Here is a 22,086-nt window from a genome sequence, read left to right as displayed (position 1 = left end):
ACGGCTCCGGTTCATACCGGGGCCGTAATTTGTTTACCGCATTTCCGAACGCAAAACCGCTTCGCACTTTTGCTGGAAATGCTTTAGAGGTTCATAATGCGTGTTGATCTTTTCGATTTCGATTTGCCGGAAGAGAGCATTGCTCTGCGTCCAGCCGAACCACGTGACCACGCCAGACTGTTGCGTGTCCGTCCCGGCCAGCCATTCGAAGATCGACAGGTGTTCGAGCTGCCCGATCTATTGCAACCCGGCGATGCGCTTGTTTTCAATGATACCAAGGTGATACCCGCGCAGCTTGAAGGCATGCGCGAGCGCGATGGCAATATTTCGCAGGTCAGCGCCACGTTGCATATGCGCACCGGTCCGGATCGCTGGAAAGCGTTTCTGCGTCCGGGCAAGCGCGTAAAGGAGGGCGACCGCATCCGTTTCGGCCATTCCGGTTCAAGCTGCTTCCTTGGTACACTTGATGCCACCGTGGCGGAAAAGGGCGATGCGGGCGAAGCGCTTCTCGTGTTCGACCTTTCCGGCGCCATGCTGGATGAGGCCATCGCATCGGTCGGGCATATTCCACTGCCACCCTATATCGCGTCGAAGCGCGCCGAAGACGAGCGCGACCGCAAGGACTATCAGACGGTCTATGCCCGCGAAGAGGGCGCTGTTGCCGCTCCCACTGCCGGATTGCATTTCACGCCCGATCTTCTGGAAAAGATCAAGGCCAAAGGCGTTGAAGAACATTTCGTAACGCTGCATGTGGGGGCGGGAACGTTCTTGCCGGTCAAGGCCGACGATACGACCGACCACAAGATGCATTCTGAAATCGGTTATGTGTCGCAGCGGACCGCCGATGCGCTCAATGCTGTGCACGAGCGGGGCGGCAAGATCATCTGCGTTGGTACGACGTCGCTGCGCCTGATCGAAAGTGCTGCGGGCGAAGATGGCATCATCCGTCCGTGGGCCGGTGCGACCGATATCTTCATCACGCCGGGCTACAAGTTCCGTGCAGTCGATCTGCTGATGACCAACTTCCATCTGCCGCGCTCGACGCTGTTCATGCTGGTATCGGCCTTCAGCGGCTTTGAGACGATGCACGCCGCCTATGAACACGCCATCAGCAATGGCTATCGCTTTTATTCCTATGGTGACGCCAGCTTGCTTGAGCGGGCCGACAAAGCTAAAGACACCGCATGACTCTGGAAAATCTAAAGACAAGCGAAAACTTCGAATTCAAAGTGCTGGCAACCGACGGCGCTGCTCGTCAGGGCGAGATTTCCATGCCGCGCGGCGTGGTGCGCACGCCTGCCTTCATGCCGGTCGGTACGGCTGGCACGGTCAAGGCCATGTATATGGACCAGGTGAAAGAACTTGGCGCCGATATCATCCTTGGCAATACCTATCACCTGATGCTGCGGCCGGGTGCCGAGCGCGTGGCGCGGTTGGGTGGCCTGCATGAGTTCGGCGGCTGGAAAGGCCCGATCCTGACCGATTCCGGTGGTTTTCAGGTCATGTCGCTCGCGCAATTGCGCAAGCTCGACGAGAAAGGCGTGACATTCCGCTCGCATATCGATGGCAAGCCTTATGAAATGACGCCGGAGCGATCCATCGAGATTCAGGGGCTGCTGGATAGCGATATCCAGATGCAGCTCGATGAATGCGTGGCGCTGCCTTCACCGGAAAAGAACACCGAGCGCGCAATGGAATTGTCGCTGCGCTGGGCCGAACGCTGCAAGGTCGCTTTCGGCATTCAGCCGGGCAAAGCGATGTTCGGCATCGTGCAGGGCGGCGATGTAGCGCGTCTGCGTGAGAAATCGGCGGAAGCGCTGAAGGCCATGGATCTCAAGGGCTATTCGGTCGGTGGACTTGCGGTCGGCGAGCCGCAGCAGGTCATGCTCGACATGCTGGAAGTGGTCTGCCCGATCCTGCCATCGGAAAAGCCCCGCTACCTGATGGGTGTCGGCACGCCGGACGATATTCTGAAGTCGGTGGCGCGCGGGATCGACATGTTCGATTGCGTGATGCCGACGCGCGCAGGCCGTCACGGCCTCGCATTTACGCGCTTTGGCAAAGTGAACCTGCGTAATGCGCGCCATGCAGACGATCATCGCCCGCTCGATCCGGAATCAGATTGTCCGGCATCGCGCGACTATAGCCGCGCCTATCTGCACCATCTGGTAAAATCCGGTGAAGCGCTCGGCGCCATGCTCCTGACCTGGAATAACCTGGCCTATTATCAGTATCTGATGAAGGGCATCCGCGCATCGATTGCCGACGGGCGTTTTGGCGATTTTTCCGCCGAAACTTCGGAAGGATGGGCGAGGGGTGATATTCCCGCGCTCTGATTCGAAACTTGCTAAAATTAAGGGCGCCCGGCGCCCTTTTTCTTTATAGCTGTCAGTTTTCTGTCAGCATGTTTTCCAAACGGACGAGAACGGCGCGCTGTTCCTCATCGTTCAGAATTTCACATTCCATCAGTTTGGAGCATTCGAGACCCGCGACGGCCAGGTAGACAATCAGCGCGGTATCGGAATCGGTCGTGTCCTTGATCATGCGGTCGAGAAATGCCCTGTGATATCGGCGAACCGGCACCATGAAACCGGGATCTTCGGCAAGCGCGGCAAGGACACCACAAGCCGGTGGCTCATCATCGGCCTGAACCCGGTAAACATCGAGAAAAGCCCGTGCCACGCGGTTTTTATCGCCTTTCTGGAGTGTTTCCTGAACCTCCATGGCGTGTTCGTGCTCTTTCATATATTCTTCGACCACCGCTTCGAGCAGTTTGGCCTTTGTCGGAAAAGAATAAAGTAATCCGCCTTTTGAAAGGCCCGCACGGGCTGCTACAGCATCGAGAGACAGGTGAGCGGGTCCGATCTCACGGGCAAGCTCAGTAGCAGCGCGCAAAATACGCTCGCGCGACGAGACCTTCTTTTTTGTTAGCAATTTACTGGTGTCTCCTGACAGTTCGTATGTTGACAATACCGTCCAGACGGTACAGTTATTCGCCACTTTCATTCAAGTAAAATACGCGCGACCTTTGCGTGACTGCGAAAGAAGGCGCCGCGGCCAATCCCCCAACCCTGATCGATCAGGGAGCCATCTGGAGTGCATCCGCAATGATCAAGCGCCTTATTCTGGCAATAATATTCCTCGTGATCGTCGTTGGAGGCCTCGTTGGCTTTAACCTGTTCCGATCACAGGCCATCAAAGACTTTTTCGCCAACATGCAGCAGCCCGCCCAGACGGTTTCGACCGTGACAGTGGAGCCGGGCGTATGGAAGCCTGGTGTGGAAGCCATCGGCACGGCCAATGCGCTCAATGGCGTCGATCTGACCGTACAGCTTGACGGCCTCGTGCAGAAGATCAACTTCAAGGCCAATCAGGAAGTCAAGGAAGGCGACCTGCTGCTTCAGCTGGAAGACAGCATTCAGAAGGCGGACCTCGCAGCCGCCGAAGCTGAAGCCGTTCTTGCACAGCAGAACCTGAAACGCGCCGATACGCTGCGCACGCGCGGTGTCGGTGCTGTATCAAATGTCGATACGACTGCATCGGTCGCCAATGCCGCCGGTGCGGTGGTGGAAAAGATGCGTGCAACGCTGGCGCAGAAGTCGGTCAAGGCCCCGTTCTCAGGCGTTATCGGCATTTCCAAGGTCGATCTCGGCCAGTATCTGACGCCCGGCACGGTCATTGCCACGCTGCAGAACACCGACGTGATGCGCATCGACTTCACTGTCCCGGAACAGTCGCTTGCCTCCATCAAGCTTGGACAAACCGTCAAGGTCGGTTCGACTGCGGAAGCACTCAACTTCACCGGCACTATTATCGGTATCGATCCGAAGATCGACCCGACGACCCGTCTCGTTTCGGTGCGCGCGGAAGTACAGAATCCGGATCATGAACTGACACCGGGTCAGTTTGTGCAGGTTCGCGTCGAGTTGCCGGAAGAAGACAATGTCATTGCCCTGCCACAGACCACGATCATCTCCAGCCTGTACGGCGACTATGTCTATGCGGTTCGTCCGGAACAGAAGCAGGAAGGCGCGAAGGCTGCCGAAGGCGACAACACCGCCAAGGCTCCTGCTGCCGATGCCAAGCCGGAAGATGGCGAGAAGCAGGTCGCACAGCAGGTCTTCATCAAGCTTGGACGCCGCTATTCCGGCATTGTCGAAGTGACGAGCGGCCTCAAGGCTGGAGACATCATCATCACGGCAGGCCAGAACCGGCTCTCGCCCGGCGTACCGGTGAACATCGACAACACCGTCAATCCGATTCCGGCCGGCCAACCGGCTGACAAGCAATAGGCGATCCCGATGAGCTTTTCCGATATTTTCATCCGGCGACCCGTGCTTGCCACGGTAGTCGCCCTCATGATCATTCTGTTGGGCCTTCAGGGTATCGCGCAGCTGACGGTGCGCGAATATCCGAAGGTCGATGAAACCGTTATCACGGTCACAACAAACTATGCCGGCGCGAGTGCCGATCTCATTCAGGGTTTCATCACCGCGCCGATCGCCGAAGCAGTCGCTACGACTGAAAACATCGACTATGTGACGTCTTCGAGCCGTCCGTCGTCGAGCACGGTGACCGTGCAGATGAAGCTCGGCGCAAACCCCGATGCGGCGTTGACGGAAGTCATCGCCAAGGTCAATCAGGTTCGCGGCGACCTGCCGGACGAATCCGATGATCCCGTCATCGTCAAGGGAACGGGTCAGAACTTCGCTACCATGTATCTGGCAGCGCAGAACCCGAATATGACGAGCGAACAGATCACGGAATATCTGGAACGCGTTATCCAGCCGCGCATGTCCACCATTCAGGGTGTTGCAAAGGCTGAAATTCTGGGCGGTCAGGTCTATTCGATGCGTGTCTGGCTCGACCCGATCCAGCTTGCGGCACGTCAGATCACGGCACCGGAAGTTCTGGCGGCAATCAACGCTTCCAACTTCCTGTCGGCGCCCGGCACGACCAAGAACGAATATGTGTCGTCATCGATCACATTGAAGTCGACCTTGCAGACACCGGAAGCCTTTGGCGCCATGCCGATCAAGGCCTCGGGTGACGACGTCGTTCGTCTGCGTGATGTTGCGCGGGTCGAACTGGCGGCGAAAAGCACGGACACCATCGTTTCGTTCAACGGCTCGGCTGGTACCTTCCTCGGCGTCTTCCCGACACCGGCGGCAAACCCCATCGACATGGCCGCTGCCGTCCGCAAGGAACTGCCATCTATCCAGGCGTCGCTGCCGGAAGGCATGTCGCTTGTTCTCGTCTATGACGCGACCGAGCAGATCAGCTCTTCGATCAAGGAAGTCTTCACGACCATCGGCGAAGCCGTGGCCATCGTCATTCTGGTCATCATCGTCTTCCTCGGGTCGTTCCGCTCGGTGCTGATTCCGATTGTCACGATCCCAATCTCGTTGATCGGCGTGTGCTTTTTCCTTTATGCGCTCGGCTTCTCGATCAACCTGTTGTCACTGCTCGCGATGGTTCTCGCCATCGGCCTTGTGGTCGACGATGCCATCGTGGTTCTGGAGAACATACACCGGCATATCGAAGAGGGCCTCCGGCCCATGGACGCTGCCTTCAAGGGCATGAAGGAAATCACCGGCTCGATCATCGCCATGACGATCACGCTGGCGGCGGTGTTCGCACCACTCGGCTTCACGGGCGGTCTGACGGGCGCCCTGTTCCGCGAATTCGCCTTCACGCTGGCTGGCGCCGTTATCATTTCGGGCGTTGCCGCCTTGACGGTTTCGCCAATGATGTGCGCGCGTATGCTCAAGCATGGCGACCAGACCCGGTTCCAGAAGTTCATCGACCGGACCTTCTCGCGTTTCGAAAAGTGGTATCACCGTCGTGTCTCCAACTCGCTCAACTATCGCGGCATTACGCTCGCAATTGTCGTAGCGCTGATGGGATTGACGGGCTTCCTTTTCATGAACACGTCGAGCGAACTGGCACCGGAAGAAGATTCCGGCGCGCTGTTCTCGATGTTCCAGGCTCCGCAATATGCAACCTCGGCCTATACCAATCTCTACGCCGAACAGATCGACGAACTGACCAAGGATCTTCCCGAACTGAAGACCCGCTTCCAGATCGTCGGCATGGACGGTGGCACGACATCCGGTATCGCGCTGTGGGTTTTGAAGGACTGGAACGAGCGTACCCGTTCGCAGAAGCAGATTCAGGAAGACCTGACCGCACGTATTTCCAAGGTCGCAGGTGTTGAAGCTTTCATCTTCGCGCCTCCGTCCCTGCCGGGAACGGGTGGCGGCCTGCCGATCTCGATTGCTATCCAATCGACTGGCCCAGCCGATCAGGTTTTCGCACTGGCTGAGGAAATCAAGAACGAAGCACAGGCTTCCGGCCAGTATATCATTGTGCAGAACTCGCTTTCCTTCAACGCACCGCAGGTCACAATCACCATCGATCGCGACCGCGCAGCAACGCTGGGTGTGCAGATCAGCGATATCGGTTCGACACTGGGTCTCCTGACCGGTGGCGCATCGGTGGCGAAGTTCGACCGCGATTCGAACAGCTATGACATCATCACGCAGGTGCCCGATGCATACCGTTCGAACCCGGAAAAGCTTGGCGACTTCTATGTGCGCAGTGTTTCCGGCTCGATGATCCCGCTGTCGTCGGTCATCACGATCAGCCAGAACGCATCGCCTGCAGCAATCGAGCAGTTCAACCAGCTGAATTCGGCCACGATTTCAGCTCTGCCGCTGCCAGGCGTTACAACCGGGCAGGGCCTGCAAACTCTGGTCGATCTGGCCAAATCCAAGATGCCGGAAGGCTTCTTCCTGGATTATTCCGGTCAGTCGCGTCTGGAAGTGGAGCAGGGCAACACGATCCTGATCGCCTTCGGCCTCGCCGTCATCGTGATCTATCTCGTGCTTGCGGCGCAGTTCGAAAGCTTCCGCGATCCGTTCATCATCATGATGTCGGTTCCGCTGTCGATCTTCGGTGCCATCGTGCCGCTGAACATCGGTCTCGGCACTCTCAACATCTACACGCAGGTCGGTCTCATCACCCTTGTCGGGCTGATTACCAAGCACGGTATTCTGATGGTGGAATTCGCCAACCAGCAACGCCGTCTGCATGGTCTTTCACGCCGGGATGCGATCATCGTCGCGGCTGAAACCCGCCTGCGTCCGATCCTGATGACCACTGCCGCCATGGCGCTTGGCGTTGTACCGCTCATCATCGCGACCGGTGCCGGTGCAGCCGCACGTTACTCGATGGGTCTGGTGATCTTCACTGGTATCGTGATCGGCACGATCTTCACGTTGTTCGTGGTGCCGATGTTCTACACCTTCATCGCCAAGAAGGATGTTGAAGGCGAATATGTTGCGTCATCGGATGAAGGCGGCGAACCGGCTCCAGCGCAACATCACTGAAACTTGCGTTGAACCAATGACAAAGGGCGGCCTAGAAATAGGTCGCCCTTTTGATTTTTGCTAACGTTGCAAACGCTGCGTTCCAACCCATATGAGCCAGTATGATACCCTTATCCGTTCTCGATCTTTCGCCCGTTCCCGAAGGTAGCGATGCAGCACAATCGCTGCATAATACGCTGGAGCTTGCGCAACATGCCGAACGGCTCGGCTTTCACCGTTACTGGCTTGCCGAACACCACAATATGCCGGGCATCGCCAGTGCCGCCACATCTGTGGTCATTGGTTACGTCGCCAACGGCACCTCAACCATTCGCGTCGGTGCTGGCGGCGTCATGCTGCCCAACCACGCACCTCTGGTGATTGCAGAACAGTTCGGCACGCTGGCTTCCCTGTTTCCGGGGCGTATCGATCTCGGTCTTGGGCGCGCTCCGGGCACTGACCAGATCACCGCTCATGCGCTTCGTCGTAATCTCGACAGTGACGCCAATGCGTTTCCGCAGGATGTGGTCGAGTTGCTCAACTATTTCAAACCTGCCGAACCGGGCCAGCGCGTGCGCGCAGTGCCGGGCGAGGGGTTGAATGTGCCTGTCTGGATTCTCGGTTCCAGCCTGTTCGGCGCGCAGCTTGCCGCGATGCTGGGGCTGCCTTACGCATTTGCCTCGCACTTCGCGCCTGCCGAAATGGAGCGCGCCATCGCTCTATATCGCGAGCGGTTTGAGCCATCGGAATATATGCAGAAGCCTTATGTGATGCTGGGCCTCAACGTGATCGCAGCCGACACGGACGAAGAGGCGAACCATCTTTTCACGTCGCAACTGCAGGCTTTCGTCAACCTGCGCAGCGGTCGCCCCGGCAAGCTTCCTGCACCGGTCGAAGGCTATGCGGACCAGCTTGATCCGGCAGCGCAGGCGCTTGTTCGTCAGATGCTGTCATGCCGTGTGGTCGGTGGACCGGACACGGTAGCGAAAGGCATCAAGGCCTTTGCAGAAAGCACCGGCGCCGATGAACTGATGTTGACCGGCATGATACATGATCACAAGAAGCGCCTGCATTCATACGAGATCGCCAGCCGTTCAATCGGCCAATCAATCGCCTGAGCGGCTATTTTCGCTTTTGACTTCCGCCAACAGCCAATCCCGGAAAGCCGACACCGCCGGAGTGCTCGAACGAGCCTTCGGCGTCACAAAATAATAGCTGCTCGGGCTTTTGACCGTATGCGGACAGGCAACCACAAGCTGGCCACTATCGATTTCGGCGCGAATGAGGAACAGTGGCATCAGCGCAACGCCAAGGCCTGCAATGCAAGCCTGTGAGACATTCGAAAACTGTTCAAAGCGCATTCCCGGTGAAACCGGAGCCGCGATATCGAGGCTCTTGAACCAGTGGTCCCATGCACCGGGGCGTGAAGCCATATTGAATAGGGGAAGCGGCAACAGATCGGCAGGCACATGAACCGGATTCTGCTGTAGAAATGCAGGGCTGCACACAGGCGCAACCGTTTCATCCATCAGGAAGACACTATCGGCGTTGGGCCAGTCCGGCTGGCCAATATGGATCGCTGCATCCAGTCCTTCGCGATCAAAATCGAACTGCCCGATACGCGTCGCAAAATTGAGGATGATATCGGGATACTTTGCCACGAAACGCGGTATGCGCGGGATCAGCCAGCGTGTGCCGAATGTCGGCAGGAAAGCCAGATTAAGCGTGGTGCCACGCATATGCGACATGACTTGCAGCGAAGCGGCACGGATGGATGCCAGCGCTGGCCCCACCGCCTTCAGATAAACGCGCCCGGCATCGGATAGAACCACATTGCGGCTGGTGCGGTCGAAAAGCGCTGTTCCAAGCTGCTCTTCAAGAGTTGCAATCTGTCGGCTCACCGCGCCTTGCGTCAACGACAGTTCCTCGGCTGCAGCCGAAAAGCTTTCATGCCGCGCAACCGCATCGAAGGCGGCAAGTGCACTGGTGGAGGGGAGCAAGCGGCGTGATATCGAAGTCATGATCCATTACTAAATGGAATAGATCGATGAGTAAACGTCGATTGCACCAGACCTCGGCACAGTTCATATTTCCTGCAAATTTTCATTGAGGAGAATACACTGATGTCACGTGCGGCTTTTAGCTGGGAAGACCCGTTTCTGCTGGATGACCAGCTGACCGAAGACGAGCGCATGATCCGCGACTCGGCCAAGGCTTTTGCGACGGACGTTCTGCTGCCTCGCGTTGAAAAGGCCTATCTGGATGAGACGACCGATCCGGAACTGTTCCGTCTGATGGGGCAGGCTGGTCTTCTGGGCGTGACGCTTCCTGAAGAATATGGCGCAGCCAATGCCGGCTATGTTGCCTACGGCCTGGTGGCGCGTGAAGTCGAGCGTGTCGATTCCGGTTATCGTTCGATGATGAGCGTGCAGTCGTCGCTCGTGATGTATCCGATCTATGCCTATGGCTCGGACGAGCAGCGCAAGAAATATCTTCCGGGTCTCGTCTCCGGCGAGCTGATCGGCTGCTTCGGCCTGACCGAGCCAGATGCAGGCTCCGATCCGGCAGGCATGAAGACCCGCGCCGAAAAGATCGACGGTGGCTATCGCCTCAGCGGCTCCAAGATGTGGATTTCGAACTCACCGATCGCCGATGTGTTCGTCGTCTGGGCAAAGTCCGCTGCGCATGACAACGCCATTCGTGGCTTCATCCTCGAAAAGGGCATGAAGGGTCTTTCCGCACCGAAGATCGGCGGCAAGCTCTCGCTGCGCGCATCGATCACCGGCGAAATCGTCATGGATGGTGTCGAGGTTTCGGAAGACGCACTTCTGCCGAATGTCTCCGGTCTCAAGGGGCCGTTCGGCTGCCTCAATCGCGCCCGCTACGGCATTTCCTGGGGCGTCCTCGGCGCTGCAGAGGATTGCTGGTTCCGTGCTCGTCAGTATGGTCTTGATCGCAAGCAATTCGACAAGCCGCTGGCTGGTACGCAGCTTTACCAGAAGAAGCTGGCTGACATGCAGACCGAAATTGCTCTTGGCCTTCAGGCAAGCTTGCGCGTCGGTCGTCTGTTCGACGACGGCAGGATGGCCCCGGAAATGATCTCCATCGTGAAGCGCAACAATTGCGGCAAGGCGCTCGATATTGCCCGTCAGGCCCGCGATATGCACGGCGGTAATGGTATCCAGATCGAATACCACGTCATGCGCCATGCGCAGAATCTGGAAACAGTGAACACCTATGAAGGCACGCATGACGTTCATGCGCTGATCCTGGGCCGCGCCCAGACCGGCATTCAGGCATTCTTCTGATCGCTGTATTGCCAAGCCTTTCATTCGGGCCCGTTCGCAGTTCGCGGGCGGGCCTCTTTATTTTTGTACGGGATTGCTGAAAATGCAGAACACGCCGCTTGACGGTCTCAAGGTGGTAGAACTGGCGCGCATTCTTGCCGGACCATGGGTAGGGCAGACGCTCTCCGATCTCGGTGCCGATGTCATCAAGGTGGAAAGCCCTGAAGGTGACGATACGCGCAAATGGGGGCCGCCATTCATCGATGTGGAAGGCGAAAGGTCCGCCGCCTATTTCCATGCTTGCAATCGCGGCAAGCGTTCGATCACTGCAGATTTCCGCACTGATGAAGGTAGGGAACTGGTACGCCAGCTCGTGGCTGACGCCGATGTTGTCATCGAGAACTTCAAGCTGGGTGGATTGGATAAGTACAGCCTCGACTATGAGAGCCTTAAAGCCATCAATCCACGCCTGATCTATTGCTCGATCACCGGTTTCGGCCATACCGGCCCATACGCCGAGCGTGCAGGCTATGATTTCATGATCCAGGGCATGGGCGGCATCATGGATCTGACTGGCGAACCTGACGGTGAGCCGCAGAAAATTGGCGTGGCTTTCGCCGACATTTTCACCGGGCTTTACAGCGTGATTGCGATCCAGTCCGCACTCATTATGCGCGAGCGCACCGGCATCGGCCAGCATATCGATATGGCGCTATTCGACTGTATGTCAGCGGTTTTGGCCAATCAGGCGATGAATTTTCTGGCGTCCGGTGTTTCACCAAAGCGCATGGGCAATGCCCATCCGAATATTGCGCCCTATCAGACGCTGCCTGTTTCCGACGGCTATTTCATCATCGCCTGCGGCAATGACGGACAGTTCGGAAAACTGACCTCATTGCTTGGCATCGGTGACATCGCAGCCGACGAGCGTTTCGTCAGCAATTCGGCGCGTGTGGCCAACCGGGCGGCTCTCACGGCACTTCTGGAAGACAAGACTCGGGCATGGAAGCGCGACGATCTTCTGGCTGAGCTTGCCAGAATTGGCGTGCCTGCCGGTCCGATCAACACGGTTGCCGATGTATTCGCAGACCCGCAATTCGAGGCGAGGGCGATGAAGATCGACCCGCAAGGCGTTCCCGGTCTGCGGACGCCTATTCGCTTCTCCGATGCCGAATTAAAGCTCGACAAGCGTTCGCCGAAGCTGGGAGAACACAGCAACATCATTCTTTCGGAAATCGGCAAAAGCTGAACGAGAATAGTGTCATCAACCAGACGCGCTCTTCATCGAAGGGCGCGTTTTTGTTTGTAATGCATCGATGAAAAGTGAAAGTCTCTAATCAAGAAACAACTTTAACCCCTTGCGGGGAAGGCATTTTAAATTGTTCTTGAGAGAAGATGGTGCGGTCGAGAAGACTTTAAAAGTCGCTTCACCGCCTGCAAATGGTGGGTTTAAGTGTCCCACGGAAAACATGGCCGGGATGCGATAGATTTTCCTTGCACCCGGCGTGTTTTCCACGCTTATTTGCGCCTGTGGATAACGCCTCGCAGTTAGGTCGCCTTCTTTTCTTCGCTCGACCGCCTATGGGAGCCAACCGATGATTATGCCTGGCAATTCTCGACAAGTTATCGTGGATGCTTGTTGCTATTTTCGCCTGCACCGCACATTGCCGCGAGCAAGGTGGTTAATGACCTAGACGATGCCGGATACCGCATCGTCGAACACCACGAGATAGATGGGATAATCCGCAGGCTGATCGAACTGGTGGAAGAAGACGACAAGCTCATACCCGGGGGGACGCATCCTGCCGTCATCAAGGCTAAGGCCATCCTTGAAATTCTTAATACGTAAGAAGGAAAGTGGATGGAGTAGGCCTAAAATCGCAAAAATGCCCGGCCACCTTTCGGCAGTGGGGCACCTCTTCGGTAGGAATAATCGTTATCAGATTTTCATACGGGCAGGGCGCCGCAATGCCGCAAGGCAGGCGCAGATTAGATGAGCCGGATTACAAGCACTGTATATAAATACCGGTGCACATACAGTGAATATTGTTATTTAAGTTCGATATACGTTTGGTTGATTTTCACGTGTTTATAATTCAATCCGTCGCGATGCCTGCGCGATTGTCGACAGGCGGTGTGCAACCAGTATTCTGCTGATGTGGAGCGATGATACGGCTACATTGATACGTCGTTCGTTGGCTTCGTCCAAAGCGCTCGTCGCCTCATCCAGAAACAGGATCGATGGCCGTCGATAAAGCGCGCGCGCCAGAAACAAACGCTGTTTCTGTCCGCCTGACAGTGAACTGCCCATATCACCAATAAGGGAATCGTATCGCATCGGCATGGCCATGATTTCGTCCCTCATTGCGACCAACCGGGCGCATTCTTCGATCCATGCTTGATCCGCGTGCGGATCAAAACACGAGATGTTTTCGGCGATTGTACCAGCGAACAGTTGATCGTCCTGCAACACGGTTGCGATCTGCCGACGATAATCCACCAAGCCCATCTGGCTGATATCCGTGTCGCCGAACAGAACCTTGCCTTCGCCAGGCTCGATCAGGCCCGCCATGATTTTCAATAATGTGGTTTTTCCGCAGCCAGATGGACCCGTTATGGCAAGACATTCACCCGGTTCGATCGTCAGGCTGATGCCATTGAGAACCTTCGGCAGCCCTTCGCCATAGCTGTAATGCACGTTTTCAACCCGCACAGGCAACGAGTGCTCTGTCTGTATCGGCATCGGCAGCACCATTGCCTGCATAGGTGCGGCTTCTTGCGAGGTCAGCGCAATATCGGCGATGCGCTCGGTATGAAGCGTGAGCATCTTTAGACTGATTGCCAGATCAATCAGAGCGCCGACACGACCAACAAGCTGGTCCTTGTAGGCAAGGAAGGCGATCAGCATACCCACTGTCATCGCACCGTCCATCACCGAGCGAGTACCAAGAATGAGCATGATGATGCCATCGGCAGCCGCCAGAAACGTGCCCAGAACACCAAACAGCATATCGAGCTTTTTGATCCGGAGATCCGAATTGATTGCATTGACCAGCAAAGTGAGCCATGCACCCCGGCGGCGGTCGTGCAAATCCATGGTTTTGATGCTCGCGATACCCCGGATCGTTTCGATGAAATGGCTATCTTCTTTCGCACCCTGAATGATCGCAGCCTCATTCGCAGCGCGATATGGATGATAGGCAGCAACACGAAGAGCCAAGTGGAGCAAAAGGGCGATGAGTGCGACCGCTGTCAGCCAGCCGCCGTAAAGTACCATCATGATGAAAGCTCCGATGGTCATGATCCCATCGAGTACGGCGCTCACCAGATCGGTGGTCAATGCCGACTGGATGCGTCCGAGCGAGCCGAACCGCGAAACCACGTCGCCGACATGGCGCTTCTCAAAATACGAAAGCGGAAGGCGCAGCAGGTGGTCAAACAGCGCCGTCGTCCATTGCGGGTTCAGGTTTGTTCCCATGATCAGCACGGCCCACGAACGGGCCAGCCCAAAAACCAGCTGCAGGACAACCAGAACCCCAAGGCCAATTGCAACAAGCGTCAGAAGATCGCGATCTGATGCCACGATGACTTCGTCGAAGATAATCTGCGAACCAATTGGCGAGAGAAGCGCTATCGCTTCCAGGCACAATGACAAGGCAAATATCTGAAACAGCGCGCGCTTCAATCCGGTGATGCGCCGGAACAGATCAGTCAGCCGTATCCGCTCTTTTTCCGTCTTGCGCTCAAACCCATCGGCTGGACACAGTTCAAGTGCCACGCCTGTAAAGCAATCGGATAGTTCTTTGAGAGAAATAAGACGCCGACCACGGGCTGGATCATGAATGTACACTCCCTTCGCGGTGACCTTTTCCAGCACCACATAATGGCGTAGTTCCCAGTGCAGGATGCATGGGACTTGAAGCCTGGGAAGATCATCAATCTCTACGCGGACGGGCCGGGAAGCAATGAAAAGGCTGCTGGCGATACGGGAAATATCGAGAAGCGACAGTCCTTTTAATGATACAGAAAACCGCCGCCGCAATGTGCCGAGGTCTATAGCATGGCCATAGTAACCTGCCACCATCGCAAGACACGCAAGCCCGCATTCTGCAACCTCGGTTTGCAGGATGACCGGTAATTGTCGCTTCAGCGACAGGGAATAATTCAGACCGTTCTTCATTTGGGATTTTTGACAGCCTGATCAATGGCCCGTCCCCGCAGACTGTAAAGCGGTTCGAGCAGCCATTGATAAAGCGGACGGGTGTCGAGCAGGAGATCGGCCTCGACACCCATACCCGCCCTCAAAGGCTCGGCTTTTCCATAGGCCATAACGTTCGGTTGGTCGGGCTGGACTGTGATGCGGTACTGTGCCTGTGTTGGTTGGGGTTGCGCCGCCAGCGCGTCCGCATTCGTTTCGGTTGGCTGGAGGGTTACGCGAGAAACTTTCGTGATCGAGCCACCATATTGACCGAACTTTTGATAAGGAAAGGCCGTATAACGCAACAGAACCCGCGCTCCTTCACGGATGAAACCGATGGCCTTGCTGTCAGCGAGCAGATGCACTTCCATTGCCTCACCGGTAGGCAGGATTGACACGAGAGGTAAACCAGCCGCAACCAATTGGCCAGAATGAACAAGCACGGCTGCGATGGTACCATTGGCAGGAGCCGCGATAACAATCGCCCGGCGTGCTTCTGCCTGCGCCAGTTGTTCTCTCAGCGTAGCAATCCGCTGACGCATTTCACCGAGGGCGATAGCCGCCGACGCATCGTACCCCTCCAATCGTGAGCCTAAATCTACAGCCGTACCTTCAAGTTGAACCCGTTGCCTACGCAGTGCTTCCAGCTCCTGTCTGTTCTGCATATAGTTTTGCTCGGCGCTCTCAAAGCTGCGCTCCAAGGTGATGCCGCTGTCAACGAGCCTGCGATATTTGTCGGCACGGGGCTGAAGCACAGCGATATATTCCTCGGTCTGTTTTATCTGCGCGTCGACACGCTCGATCTCGAGTTTCACCGCACCCCTGCGTTCAGCCAATGCCCGCTTTTCAATTTCATCCAATCGTACCCGTTGCCTGATCGCCTCAGCGATCTCATCAATGCGGCTCTGCAGCTGGTCCTTGACTACGCTTTCCGTCTCGCCAAGATTGGTCGTTGTGTCGGTTCCCAAGAGAAATAGCGGATCACCAGCCTCAACGGTTGCAGCATCAGTGGCTTGGGCCTGCAGCAAGCGTCCCGCCTGCGGCGCAAAAACATGAAGAACGCCCGCACTTGGGACGACAGCGCCATGAACCCGGACCCGGCGGGTGTATTCGCCGAGTACCAGAACAGCCACGATAAGCGATATGATTGTTAACCCGATCACGGTAGCAAGCTGAACTGAAATCGGCTGGATCAATCGTGGGTTACCGAGCCATGCATCACGCTGCGCAACAACGGCTTGTTTGCGAAACAGAGGGATCGCGGTTTGATTCATTAAATATAGACTTTTGCAATAAGATTTCAGACGTCAACCGTCGCTAAAAGTGAAAATTTCTCAGCACTTCACAATCATCAATACATTCATTTTTGATGTAACAGGCTATAATCCGCCGCCAACAAAATCAGTTGCATTGCGGTACACTGCTTAGATTCGGCGATAGCCTAATAAATGTCCTCGCCGACATGCTAAAAAACCACATACACTACAATTATTTCTTTCTGCGCAATACAAAAAGTATATTTACCCATATAAAATCAAATAATAACAATATGCTGACGAAAACAATAGCCGCCGCCGCCCAATTTAGTTCTAAGATAAAATCGACTACAATGGTTGCTATGGCGAAGCCTATGAAAAACCTTAAATATTCCTTCCAGTCATTATTAAAGTTATTTTTATAATCCAGCATAAAATCAATGTAGTTTTTAAAAGCGGAGAGCATAATTATTATGTCCTTGTTTGACTATCAATGAACCCGCTGGCGTCATTCACCACATTGTACAGTTCTATCTGCCGTGCGATATTCAACCGAGCTAAAGTGTGCATCATGACCTAAAGCACCCAATTGGACTTCAGGTCATGAGACTTAGTTAATTATGGCCACCCCACCGTCCCCTAGCTGCAGCCCGTCCTCGGGCGTTTTGAGCATCATGCAGCGCCTTATCTATAGCAGCATTAGCTCCGGCTACATATCCCTTCTCGACGGAGTTTCCAATCACATAGCCCGCGAACTTTCCCACACCACCGGCCACTGTCTTCGCTACAGCAACGCCCGGAGCAAGTGCGCCTCCAGCTAGGGAGCCTACTAGCCCTCCAACTAAACCACCCACTCGAGCGCCCCATCCGCTATTTTGGGCATGGCCGTCCGAAGTGCGATTACTGCCGCCTGACTTGCCACTTGAAGAGCCAGATCGACCACTTGAGCCATCATGATCTGCGGAATCCAAACGTCCACCGCCCGATACTGCAGCCATCTCTTCTACAGTCAGAATACGCATTAAATATCCTACTAATTTAACACGAGGTACGGTAGCAAAGTCATTATTAGCTAGTAATTACAATTTATAGCTAGCTACCATTTTCCAGAATGGCCATCGAACGCATTCATATGCCGTAACGCTTGGCACAACTGCGCCGTGAACACGGACCCGACGGGTGTATTCGCCGAATGCCAGAACAATCCCAATAAGTGCCACGACCGTTACCCCAATCACAGTGGCAAGCTGAACCGAGATCGGCTGGATTAAACGCGGACTACCGAGCCATGCATCGCGCCGCGCGACAACCGCTTCGTTGCGAAACAGAGGGGTGGTGCTTTGATCCATAAAGTAAGGACTTTTGCAATAAGATTTCAGAAATCAACGTTTTTTCTAATCTGATTAATATAGTAATATGTGCTTCCAATGAATATATACACAGAAATAAATACTAAAAAAATCAATATAATATCGTAAACACTGATAATCGGAGACCATGAAAATATAGCAAACCAGCACGACAAAAACACAGAGTCTATAAATACGCGCCATATATATATGATATTTATCATCGATAATAAAAAAAATATTTCTTGTTTCCGTCCTATTCGTATAGATTCCCCAAAAAAGAACACTTGCCGCCAATTTCAATAAGATTATCTGGGTCGATTCATCCTGATTAAGGAGTATAGTTACGCAAATGAGAGCCAAAATATATAAAACATCTCTATTTAACATGACTCTCATCGCGCTACCTGTGCTTTATAATGCATTTTATAGAAATTGGTTAATCCGAACTATTACTCTATTCGGGATTATTGACCTCCGCCGCGACTGCCTCCGTCGGCGCGGCTATCACGACCACCACCACTGCGTCCCCCTTTGTTGCTAGGACTTGGAGAAGTCCACCCTCCTTGCAACCCACCCGTAACTGCGCGCCCCCAGCGCACCCAGTCCAACCCCAAGCACCCCTCCGGCCGCCCCACCGATTGCACCGCCAACTGCTCCTGATACAACACTACCACTCACACCGACCGAATTCGCGCCATAAACATCTTTTCCGAGATAGGAATCCATGGCGGCGTTCCGGCCATCGTTGCGTCTACCGCCGCGGGTTTGTGGGCCGCGTGACGGTCCGAAGTCAGTATTTCTGCCGTAACCGGCATCACTTTTACCGGGAGAATCAAGTCCGCCGCCGCCGCCCGATACTGCTGCCATCTCTTCTAAATTCAGAATACGCATTAAATATCCTCCTAATTTAACAAGAGGTACGGTAGCAAAGTCATTATTAGCCCGTAATGACAATATATAGCTAGTTACCATTGTCCAGAATGCCAACTGCGCCAGTTGTTCTTTCAGCATAGCAACCTTGTATCGCGTTGCGCGACTACGGCTGCGGCATTCCATTTCAACATTTTTTCTTAAACAAATCTTGATATCGAGGATCGCTCTGTATTCGCAGTGCCGATAGCACCAAATAATCATAATGTGCATGGATGTAACTGAGATAAGTACCTAGTCTACCATCGATAATAGCTGGATCGTTGGCGTAAATGGTCTTCAAAAGCATGATGTCATAAAGACACATATTTGGCACGTTGAGTTCGAAACGGGCGGCCATTTGCTCGGCAGTTAGGATGGTATTTGTTCCAGCCAGTTCAGGCAACTCGCGTTCTTCTATGATAGAGACGGGTCCAGTTGTGACGAACCTATCAGGAGCTACGAGAACTACTTGTAAAAGCTCTTGCTGGATAACATTTCGAGCGATGCTGTCATCTACGGACTTTGTTTCAACATCTAATGCCTCATTGACGGCGACATACGCACGCGGTTCCTTGCCCTTTTCATAAAAGACATGCCCGAAGCCAAAATTATCGTATATGAAATGAAATTCTGGCAGACCGCTTCGTTTCAAGATAAACGAAACATCCCCAACGATAGTCGATAGCGTATTCTTGTCAGACTGATGATAGAAAACGTAAAGGAGCGTATCGCGCGCGCAATCTATAGTGCGCTTGACGTAATGAAGTCTCGGATTGATCCAAGTCTCCTCAGACAATAATTCAAAGAAAAGTGTGGTCCATTTCTCGGTCCTCTCCATCCGATCTCCATATACGCAAACCGGAAACTTGGATGGCATTCTGTTAAGCGGGTAATCATTCCCTTTTCCGGGGGCGAGTGTTTCTTTAAAGAATTCCACAAATCGGCTTTCGTCTCGTTCAACACCGAATACTGCCGCGATGCATATTGCAAAAGCCAAAGCGACCGCCGAAGCGGTCACCAGTTTCAGTTGTAGATTTATTGATCTAAGATTCATTTCGTGACCAGATCACTATCTATTAGGACTTAATGTCCGCCACCTCGGCTTCCACCATCTGCCCGACTGTCACGGCCAGAGTATCCTCCGCTATTACCTCCGCGACCACCATACGGATCATGACAAGAGCCACAGTTCAATTTACCACTGACATTAATGCCACTCGTACCAATATTGACACCAATTTCCGATGAAATTTGACCTGCAATATGACCAAAGGTGCTTGCCCAGCTATCCTTCGTACCATCGCGATTACGCTTATCTGCCCTGTTAACTCTGTCTCCATCTGACCCAGGACCATTAGTGGAGTTTCCACGCGAACTACCGGTCGCCCCACTACGACCGCCATAACCGGCATCACTTTTACCCGGTGAATCTAAGCCGCCACCGCCCGATACTGCAGCCATCTCTTCCAATGTCAGAATACGCATAATTTCCTCCTAATACCTTCAATTACGCGCAAACGTTAGCAAGCATACATTTATTGCAAAACAGCAATTAACTGCCTGCCTTTTCGAGGGTTTGCATCGCTGGGTTTAAACGCAAAAAAGACCCCACAGCCGGAGCTGCGGGGCGCACTACAAGAAAATGCTCAGGCATCGAAACTTCGCTACGGAGGAGCGTGGGAAGCACGGCAGGCATATGCGGCCGTATCGGTCATCGCCCTAGGCACGAGTTGAATTACAAGTTCTTCGCGGGTCATGCTTACGTCCTCGATCAATCGAAACACAGGACGGTGCACGAGGAATGCGATGAGCACTACCCATCCAAAGACCTTGTCGCCAATGCGTGAAGATTCCGCAGGTGTGGTCATTTTCCACCTCTTAATGCGCGAACGAAATCAAGCAGCGTGTTGCCGTCGATGTGCGCAGTGAAACGCGTGAGTGCATAACTCATCATCGCGAAAAGACCGGCCACACCATTTCGGTATGTTCCCGGCTCGAGCTGCATGAAATCGATAAACGGATCGGCCAGAACAGTTGCGCAGAACAGACCGGCCGCAACGCGGGTCATTGCAACAACGAATGAGTGGCGCTCAGACGACAAGACTGAGACGATCAATCCCCCGGCAGTTGCCAAGATAAAACCCATTTGCTCTTTAAAAAATTCGCCTATTATTCCCGCGCCTTTCGCACACCTTCGTCAAGCCGTTTCCATTCTGTTGCCAGCACATCGAGCCCCGTGGAAGGCGCGGCCTTAACGAGATAATCGAGGATTGCCTTTTGCCTGGCGGTCGGCGTCGGGGCAGGGCATACCAGCCCCATCGCCAATTCAGTTTGCGGTCCCGATACGGTCACGCAGCCTGCGAGCGACATCAGAAGCACCGCCCCTATCGACCATGTCGTTCTCATGTTGCTCATCAGCCTTATCCTGCAGCTGCTTTGAAATTTCGCCAATGGCTTCAGCGCGGCCGAGATCCTTCAGACTGCGCTCATAGCGCCAATCTTTGATCAGGTCTCGGATCAACGAGACCAACATCCCAGCCAACGCCGATAGAAGTGTTTCAAGCACTCCCGCCTCCAGCCTTTGGAGCCTCTTCGTACGGCGCTAACTCGCCGACGACGGGGTAAACGGTCAACCGAAGCCGATGCAGAAAGCATCTGAGGTTGCCAAACCGAAATCGATCAGCTGGTTGGTGTCCAGCTACCTTGAATATCTCGAAGCGAGTGTCGTTGCTGGAACTTCTAGCGGCAAGACTTTGAAAAAGAAACGCAACTTGCTCAATCGCCTGATTGAAAACCCCGATCGCGTTATGCTCATCCCGCAGGAAAAGCTAATCGAGATGCAGGATAAGATGGGCTCGACGCCAGCCCAAGCCGACGCCTTTATCGAAGCCGTCGGCGTTATGTATGATTGGGCGAAGAAGCGGAATCTCGTAAGCAGCAATCCCGCCAAGGGCATCGATAAAGTTTACATCAAGGGAGATGGCGCCATACCGTGGAAGGCCGACGACGTCAAAAAGTTCTTCGCCAAGCATAAGCCCGGGAGCAAAGCGCACGTTGCCATGTCCGTCCTGCTATGGACTGGATGCCGTATTGAAGATCTCGCCGTGCTCGGCCGAAAGAATGAATGCGTCATAGAGGGCATTGAGGCAGTTCGCTGGCAGCCGAGCAAGAAGGGATCGTCTGAGGTTTCCGTCCCACTTCTACCCGCCCTGAAGACGGCAACCTGCACGCCGACGGTTCAGGGCGGCACATACGTTCTCGGTCGCGGGGGCAAACCATTCGCAAGCGGGGATAGTATGTCCGCGATGTTTAAGCGATGGTGCAAGGATGCTGATCTACCGCTTCTGTCGGCTCATGGTGTTCGCAAGGGACTGGCGGAATTGTTGGCTGAACAGGGTTGCAGCCAATACGAGATCATGGCGATTCTTGGCCATTCCGAAGCAAAAACTTCAGAGGTTTATACCCGGAGAGTCGAGCGCTGGAAGCTGGCTCTTGGCGCCGTGGAACGAGTAAATGTGTCCCACGCATGGTCTTAATGTAGGACACCTCAAAAACTAAGGCACTGATATTCTTGGAGAAAAACACTGCTAAACAGTGGTAAATGGTGCGGTCGAGAAGACTCGAACTTCCACGGGTTGCCCCACAGCGACCTCAACGCTGCGCGTCTACCAATTCCGCCACGACCGCCCGTGGTAGGAGCCGAACTCCGTC

The 22,086-nt window shown here is 54.5% G+C and carries 17 protein-coding genes and 1 tRNA gene; 8 read left to right on the top strand and 10 right to left on the bottom strand.

The window, feature by feature from the left end:
- Positions 1 to 96: 96 nt before the first annotated feature.
- Both queA and tgt read left to right on the top strand, forming a co-directional pair.
- Complete coding sequence (gene queA / locus OANT_RS11305) at positions 97 to 1,188, top strand: tRNA preQ1(34) S-adenosylmethionine ribosyltransferase-isomerase QueA (protein ID WP_012092068.1); 1,092 nt, start codon at positions 97 to 99, stop codon at positions 1,186 to 1,188.
- On the top strand, positions 1,185 to 2,336 hold the full coding sequence (tgt, locus tag OANT_RS11300; protein WP_012092067.1) for a tRNA guanosine(34) transglycosylase Tgt: 1,152 nt from the start codon (positions 1,185 to 1,187) through the stop codon (positions 2,334 to 2,336). The genes queA and tgt overlap by 4 nt, the downstream gene beginning before the upstream one ends.
- A 52-nt stretch (positions 2,337 to 2,388) precedes the next feature.
- Here the strand turns inward: tgt and OANT_RS11295 are convergent, their stop codons facing one another.
- A complete protein-coding gene (locus tag OANT_RS11295) occupies positions 2,389 to 3,006 on the bottom strand; it encodes a TetR/AcrR family transcriptional regulator (protein WP_012092066.1) in 618 nt (205 codons plus the stop codon).
- Positions 3,007 to 3,107: 101 nt separating this feature from the next.
- Here OANT_RS11295 and OANT_RS11290 point away from each other — a divergent pair, with 101 nt between their 5' ends.
- From OANT_RS11290 to OANT_RS11280, 3 genes are all read left to right on the top strand, one after another.
- Positions 3,108 to 4,292, top strand: coding sequence for an efflux RND transporter periplasmic adaptor subunit (locus OANT_RS11290; protein WP_012092065.1), 1,185 nt, complete (start codon positions 3,108 to 3,110; stop codon positions 4,290 to 4,292).
- A gap of 9 nt (positions 4,293 to 4,301) precedes the next feature.
- A complete protein-coding gene (locus OANT_RS11285; RefSeq protein ID WP_010660110.1) occupies positions 4,302 to 7,391 on the top strand; it encodes an efflux RND transporter permease subunit in 3,090 nt (1,029 codons plus the stop codon).
- A 101-nt stretch (positions 7,392 to 7,492) separates the two neighbouring features.
- Positions 7,493 to 8,488, top strand: coding sequence for an LLM class flavin-dependent oxidoreductase (locus OANT_RS11280; RefSeq protein ID WP_012092064.1), 996 nt, complete (start codon positions 7,493 to 7,495; stop codon positions 8,486 to 8,488).
- Here the strand turns inward: OANT_RS11280 and OANT_RS11275 are convergent.
- Positions 8,477 to 9,391 carry a LysR family transcriptional regulator gene (locus OANT_RS11275; RefSeq protein ID WP_012092063.1) on the bottom strand — a complete coding sequence of 305 codons (915 nt, stop codon included), beginning with the start codon at positions 9,389 to 9,391 and terminating at the stop codon, positions 8,477 to 8,479. The genes OANT_RS11280 and OANT_RS11275 overlap by 12 nt on opposite strands.
- A 102-nt stretch (positions 9,392 to 9,493) precedes the next feature.
- Here OANT_RS11275 and OANT_RS11270 point away from each other — a divergent pair, with 102 nt between their 5' ends.
- Together OANT_RS11270 and OANT_RS11265 are read left to right on the top strand one after the other, a co-directional pair.
- On the top strand, positions 9,494 to 10,678 hold the full coding sequence (locus OANT_RS11270) for an acyl-CoA dehydrogenase (protein WP_010660107.1): 1,185 nt from the start codon (positions 9,494 to 9,496) through the stop codon (positions 10,676 to 10,678).
- 82 nt (positions 10,679 to 10,760) lie between these two features.
- Positions 10,761 to 11,906 carry a CaiB/BaiF CoA transferase family protein gene (locus OANT_RS11265; protein WP_012092062.1) on the top strand — a complete coding sequence of 382 codons (1,146 nt, stop codon included), beginning with the start codon at positions 10,761 to 10,763 and terminating at the stop codon, positions 11,904 to 11,906.
- Between the two features lie 840 nt (positions 11,907 to 12,746).
- On the opposite strand, the gene OANT_RS11255 is transcribed toward OANT_RS11265, so the two are convergent.
- From OANT_RS11255 to OANT_RS26425, 7 genes are all read right to left on the bottom strand, one after another.
- The gene (locus OANT_RS11255) at positions 12,747 to 14,837 is read right to left on the bottom strand and encodes a peptidase domain-containing ABC transporter (protein WP_012092060.1); all 2,091 of its coding nucleotides are present in this window, start codon (positions 14,835 to 14,837) and stop codon (positions 12,747 to 12,749) included.
- Positions 14,834 to 16,129 carry a beta-barrel domain-containing protein gene (locus tag OANT_RS11250; protein WP_012092059.1) on the bottom strand — a complete coding sequence of 432 codons (1,296 nt, stop codon included), beginning with the start codon at positions 16,127 to 16,129 and terminating at the stop codon, positions 14,834 to 14,836. Before OANT_RS11250 ends, OANT_RS11255 begins: the two co-directional genes overlap by 4 nt.
- Positions 16,130 to 18,000: 1,871 nt before the next feature.
- The gene (locus OANT_RS11230; RefSeq protein ID WP_144243795.1) at positions 18,001 to 18,474 is read right to left on the bottom strand and encodes a hypothetical protein; all 474 of its coding nucleotides are present in this window, start codon (positions 18,472 to 18,474) and stop codon (positions 18,001 to 18,003) included.
- Positions 18,475 to 18,520: 46 nt separating this feature from the next.
- Positions 18,521 to 19,429: a hypothetical protein gene (locus OANT_RS11225; RefSeq protein WP_012092057.1), complete on the bottom strand. Its 909-nt coding sequence runs from the start codon at positions 19,427 to 19,429 to the stop codon at positions 18,521 to 18,523.
- Between the two features lie 29 nt (positions 19,430 to 19,458).
- Positions 19,459 to 19,860, bottom strand: coding sequence for a hypothetical protein (locus OANT_RS26430; RefSeq protein ID WP_144243794.1), 402 nt, complete (start codon positions 19,858 to 19,860; stop codon positions 19,459 to 19,461).
- Between the two features lie 379 nt (positions 19,861 to 20,239).
- A complete protein-coding gene (locus tag OANT_RS11220) occupies positions 20,240 to 20,521 on the bottom strand; it encodes a hypothetical protein (protein WP_012092056.1) in 282 nt (93 codons plus the stop codon).
- A 23-nt stretch (positions 20,522 to 20,544) separates the two neighbouring features.
- Positions 20,545 to 20,790: a hypothetical protein gene (locus OANT_RS26425; RefSeq protein WP_144243793.1), complete on the bottom strand. Its 246-nt coding sequence runs from the start codon at positions 20,788 to 20,790 to the stop codon at positions 20,545 to 20,547.
- A 227-nt stretch (positions 20,791 to 21,017) separates the two neighbouring features.
- On the opposite strand from OANT_RS26425, the gene OANT_RS11210 reads away from it, so the two are divergent.
- The gene (locus OANT_RS11210; RefSeq protein ID WP_012092054.1) at positions 21,018 to 21,911 is read left to right on the top strand and encodes a tyrosine-type recombinase/integrase; all 894 of its coding nucleotides are present in this window, start codon (positions 21,018 to 21,020) and stop codon (positions 21,909 to 21,911) included.
- A 66-nt stretch (positions 21,912 to 21,977) separates the two neighbouring features.
- On the opposite strand, the gene OANT_RS11205 is transcribed toward OANT_RS11210, so the two are convergent.
- Positions 21,978 to 22,062: transfer RNA gene (locus tag OANT_RS11205), tRNA-Leu, on the bottom strand.
- Positions 22,063 to 22,086: the final 24 nt, after the last annotated feature.

The sequence above is a fragment of the Brucella anthropi ATCC 49188 genome, assembly GCF_000017405.1.
Classification (GTDB): domain Bacteria; phylum Pseudomonadota; class Alphaproteobacteria; order Rhizobiales; family Rhizobiaceae; genus Brucella; species Brucella anthropi.
Note: the sequence above shows the minus strand (reverse complement) of the source record. Positions and strands in the feature narration are given on the sequence as shown.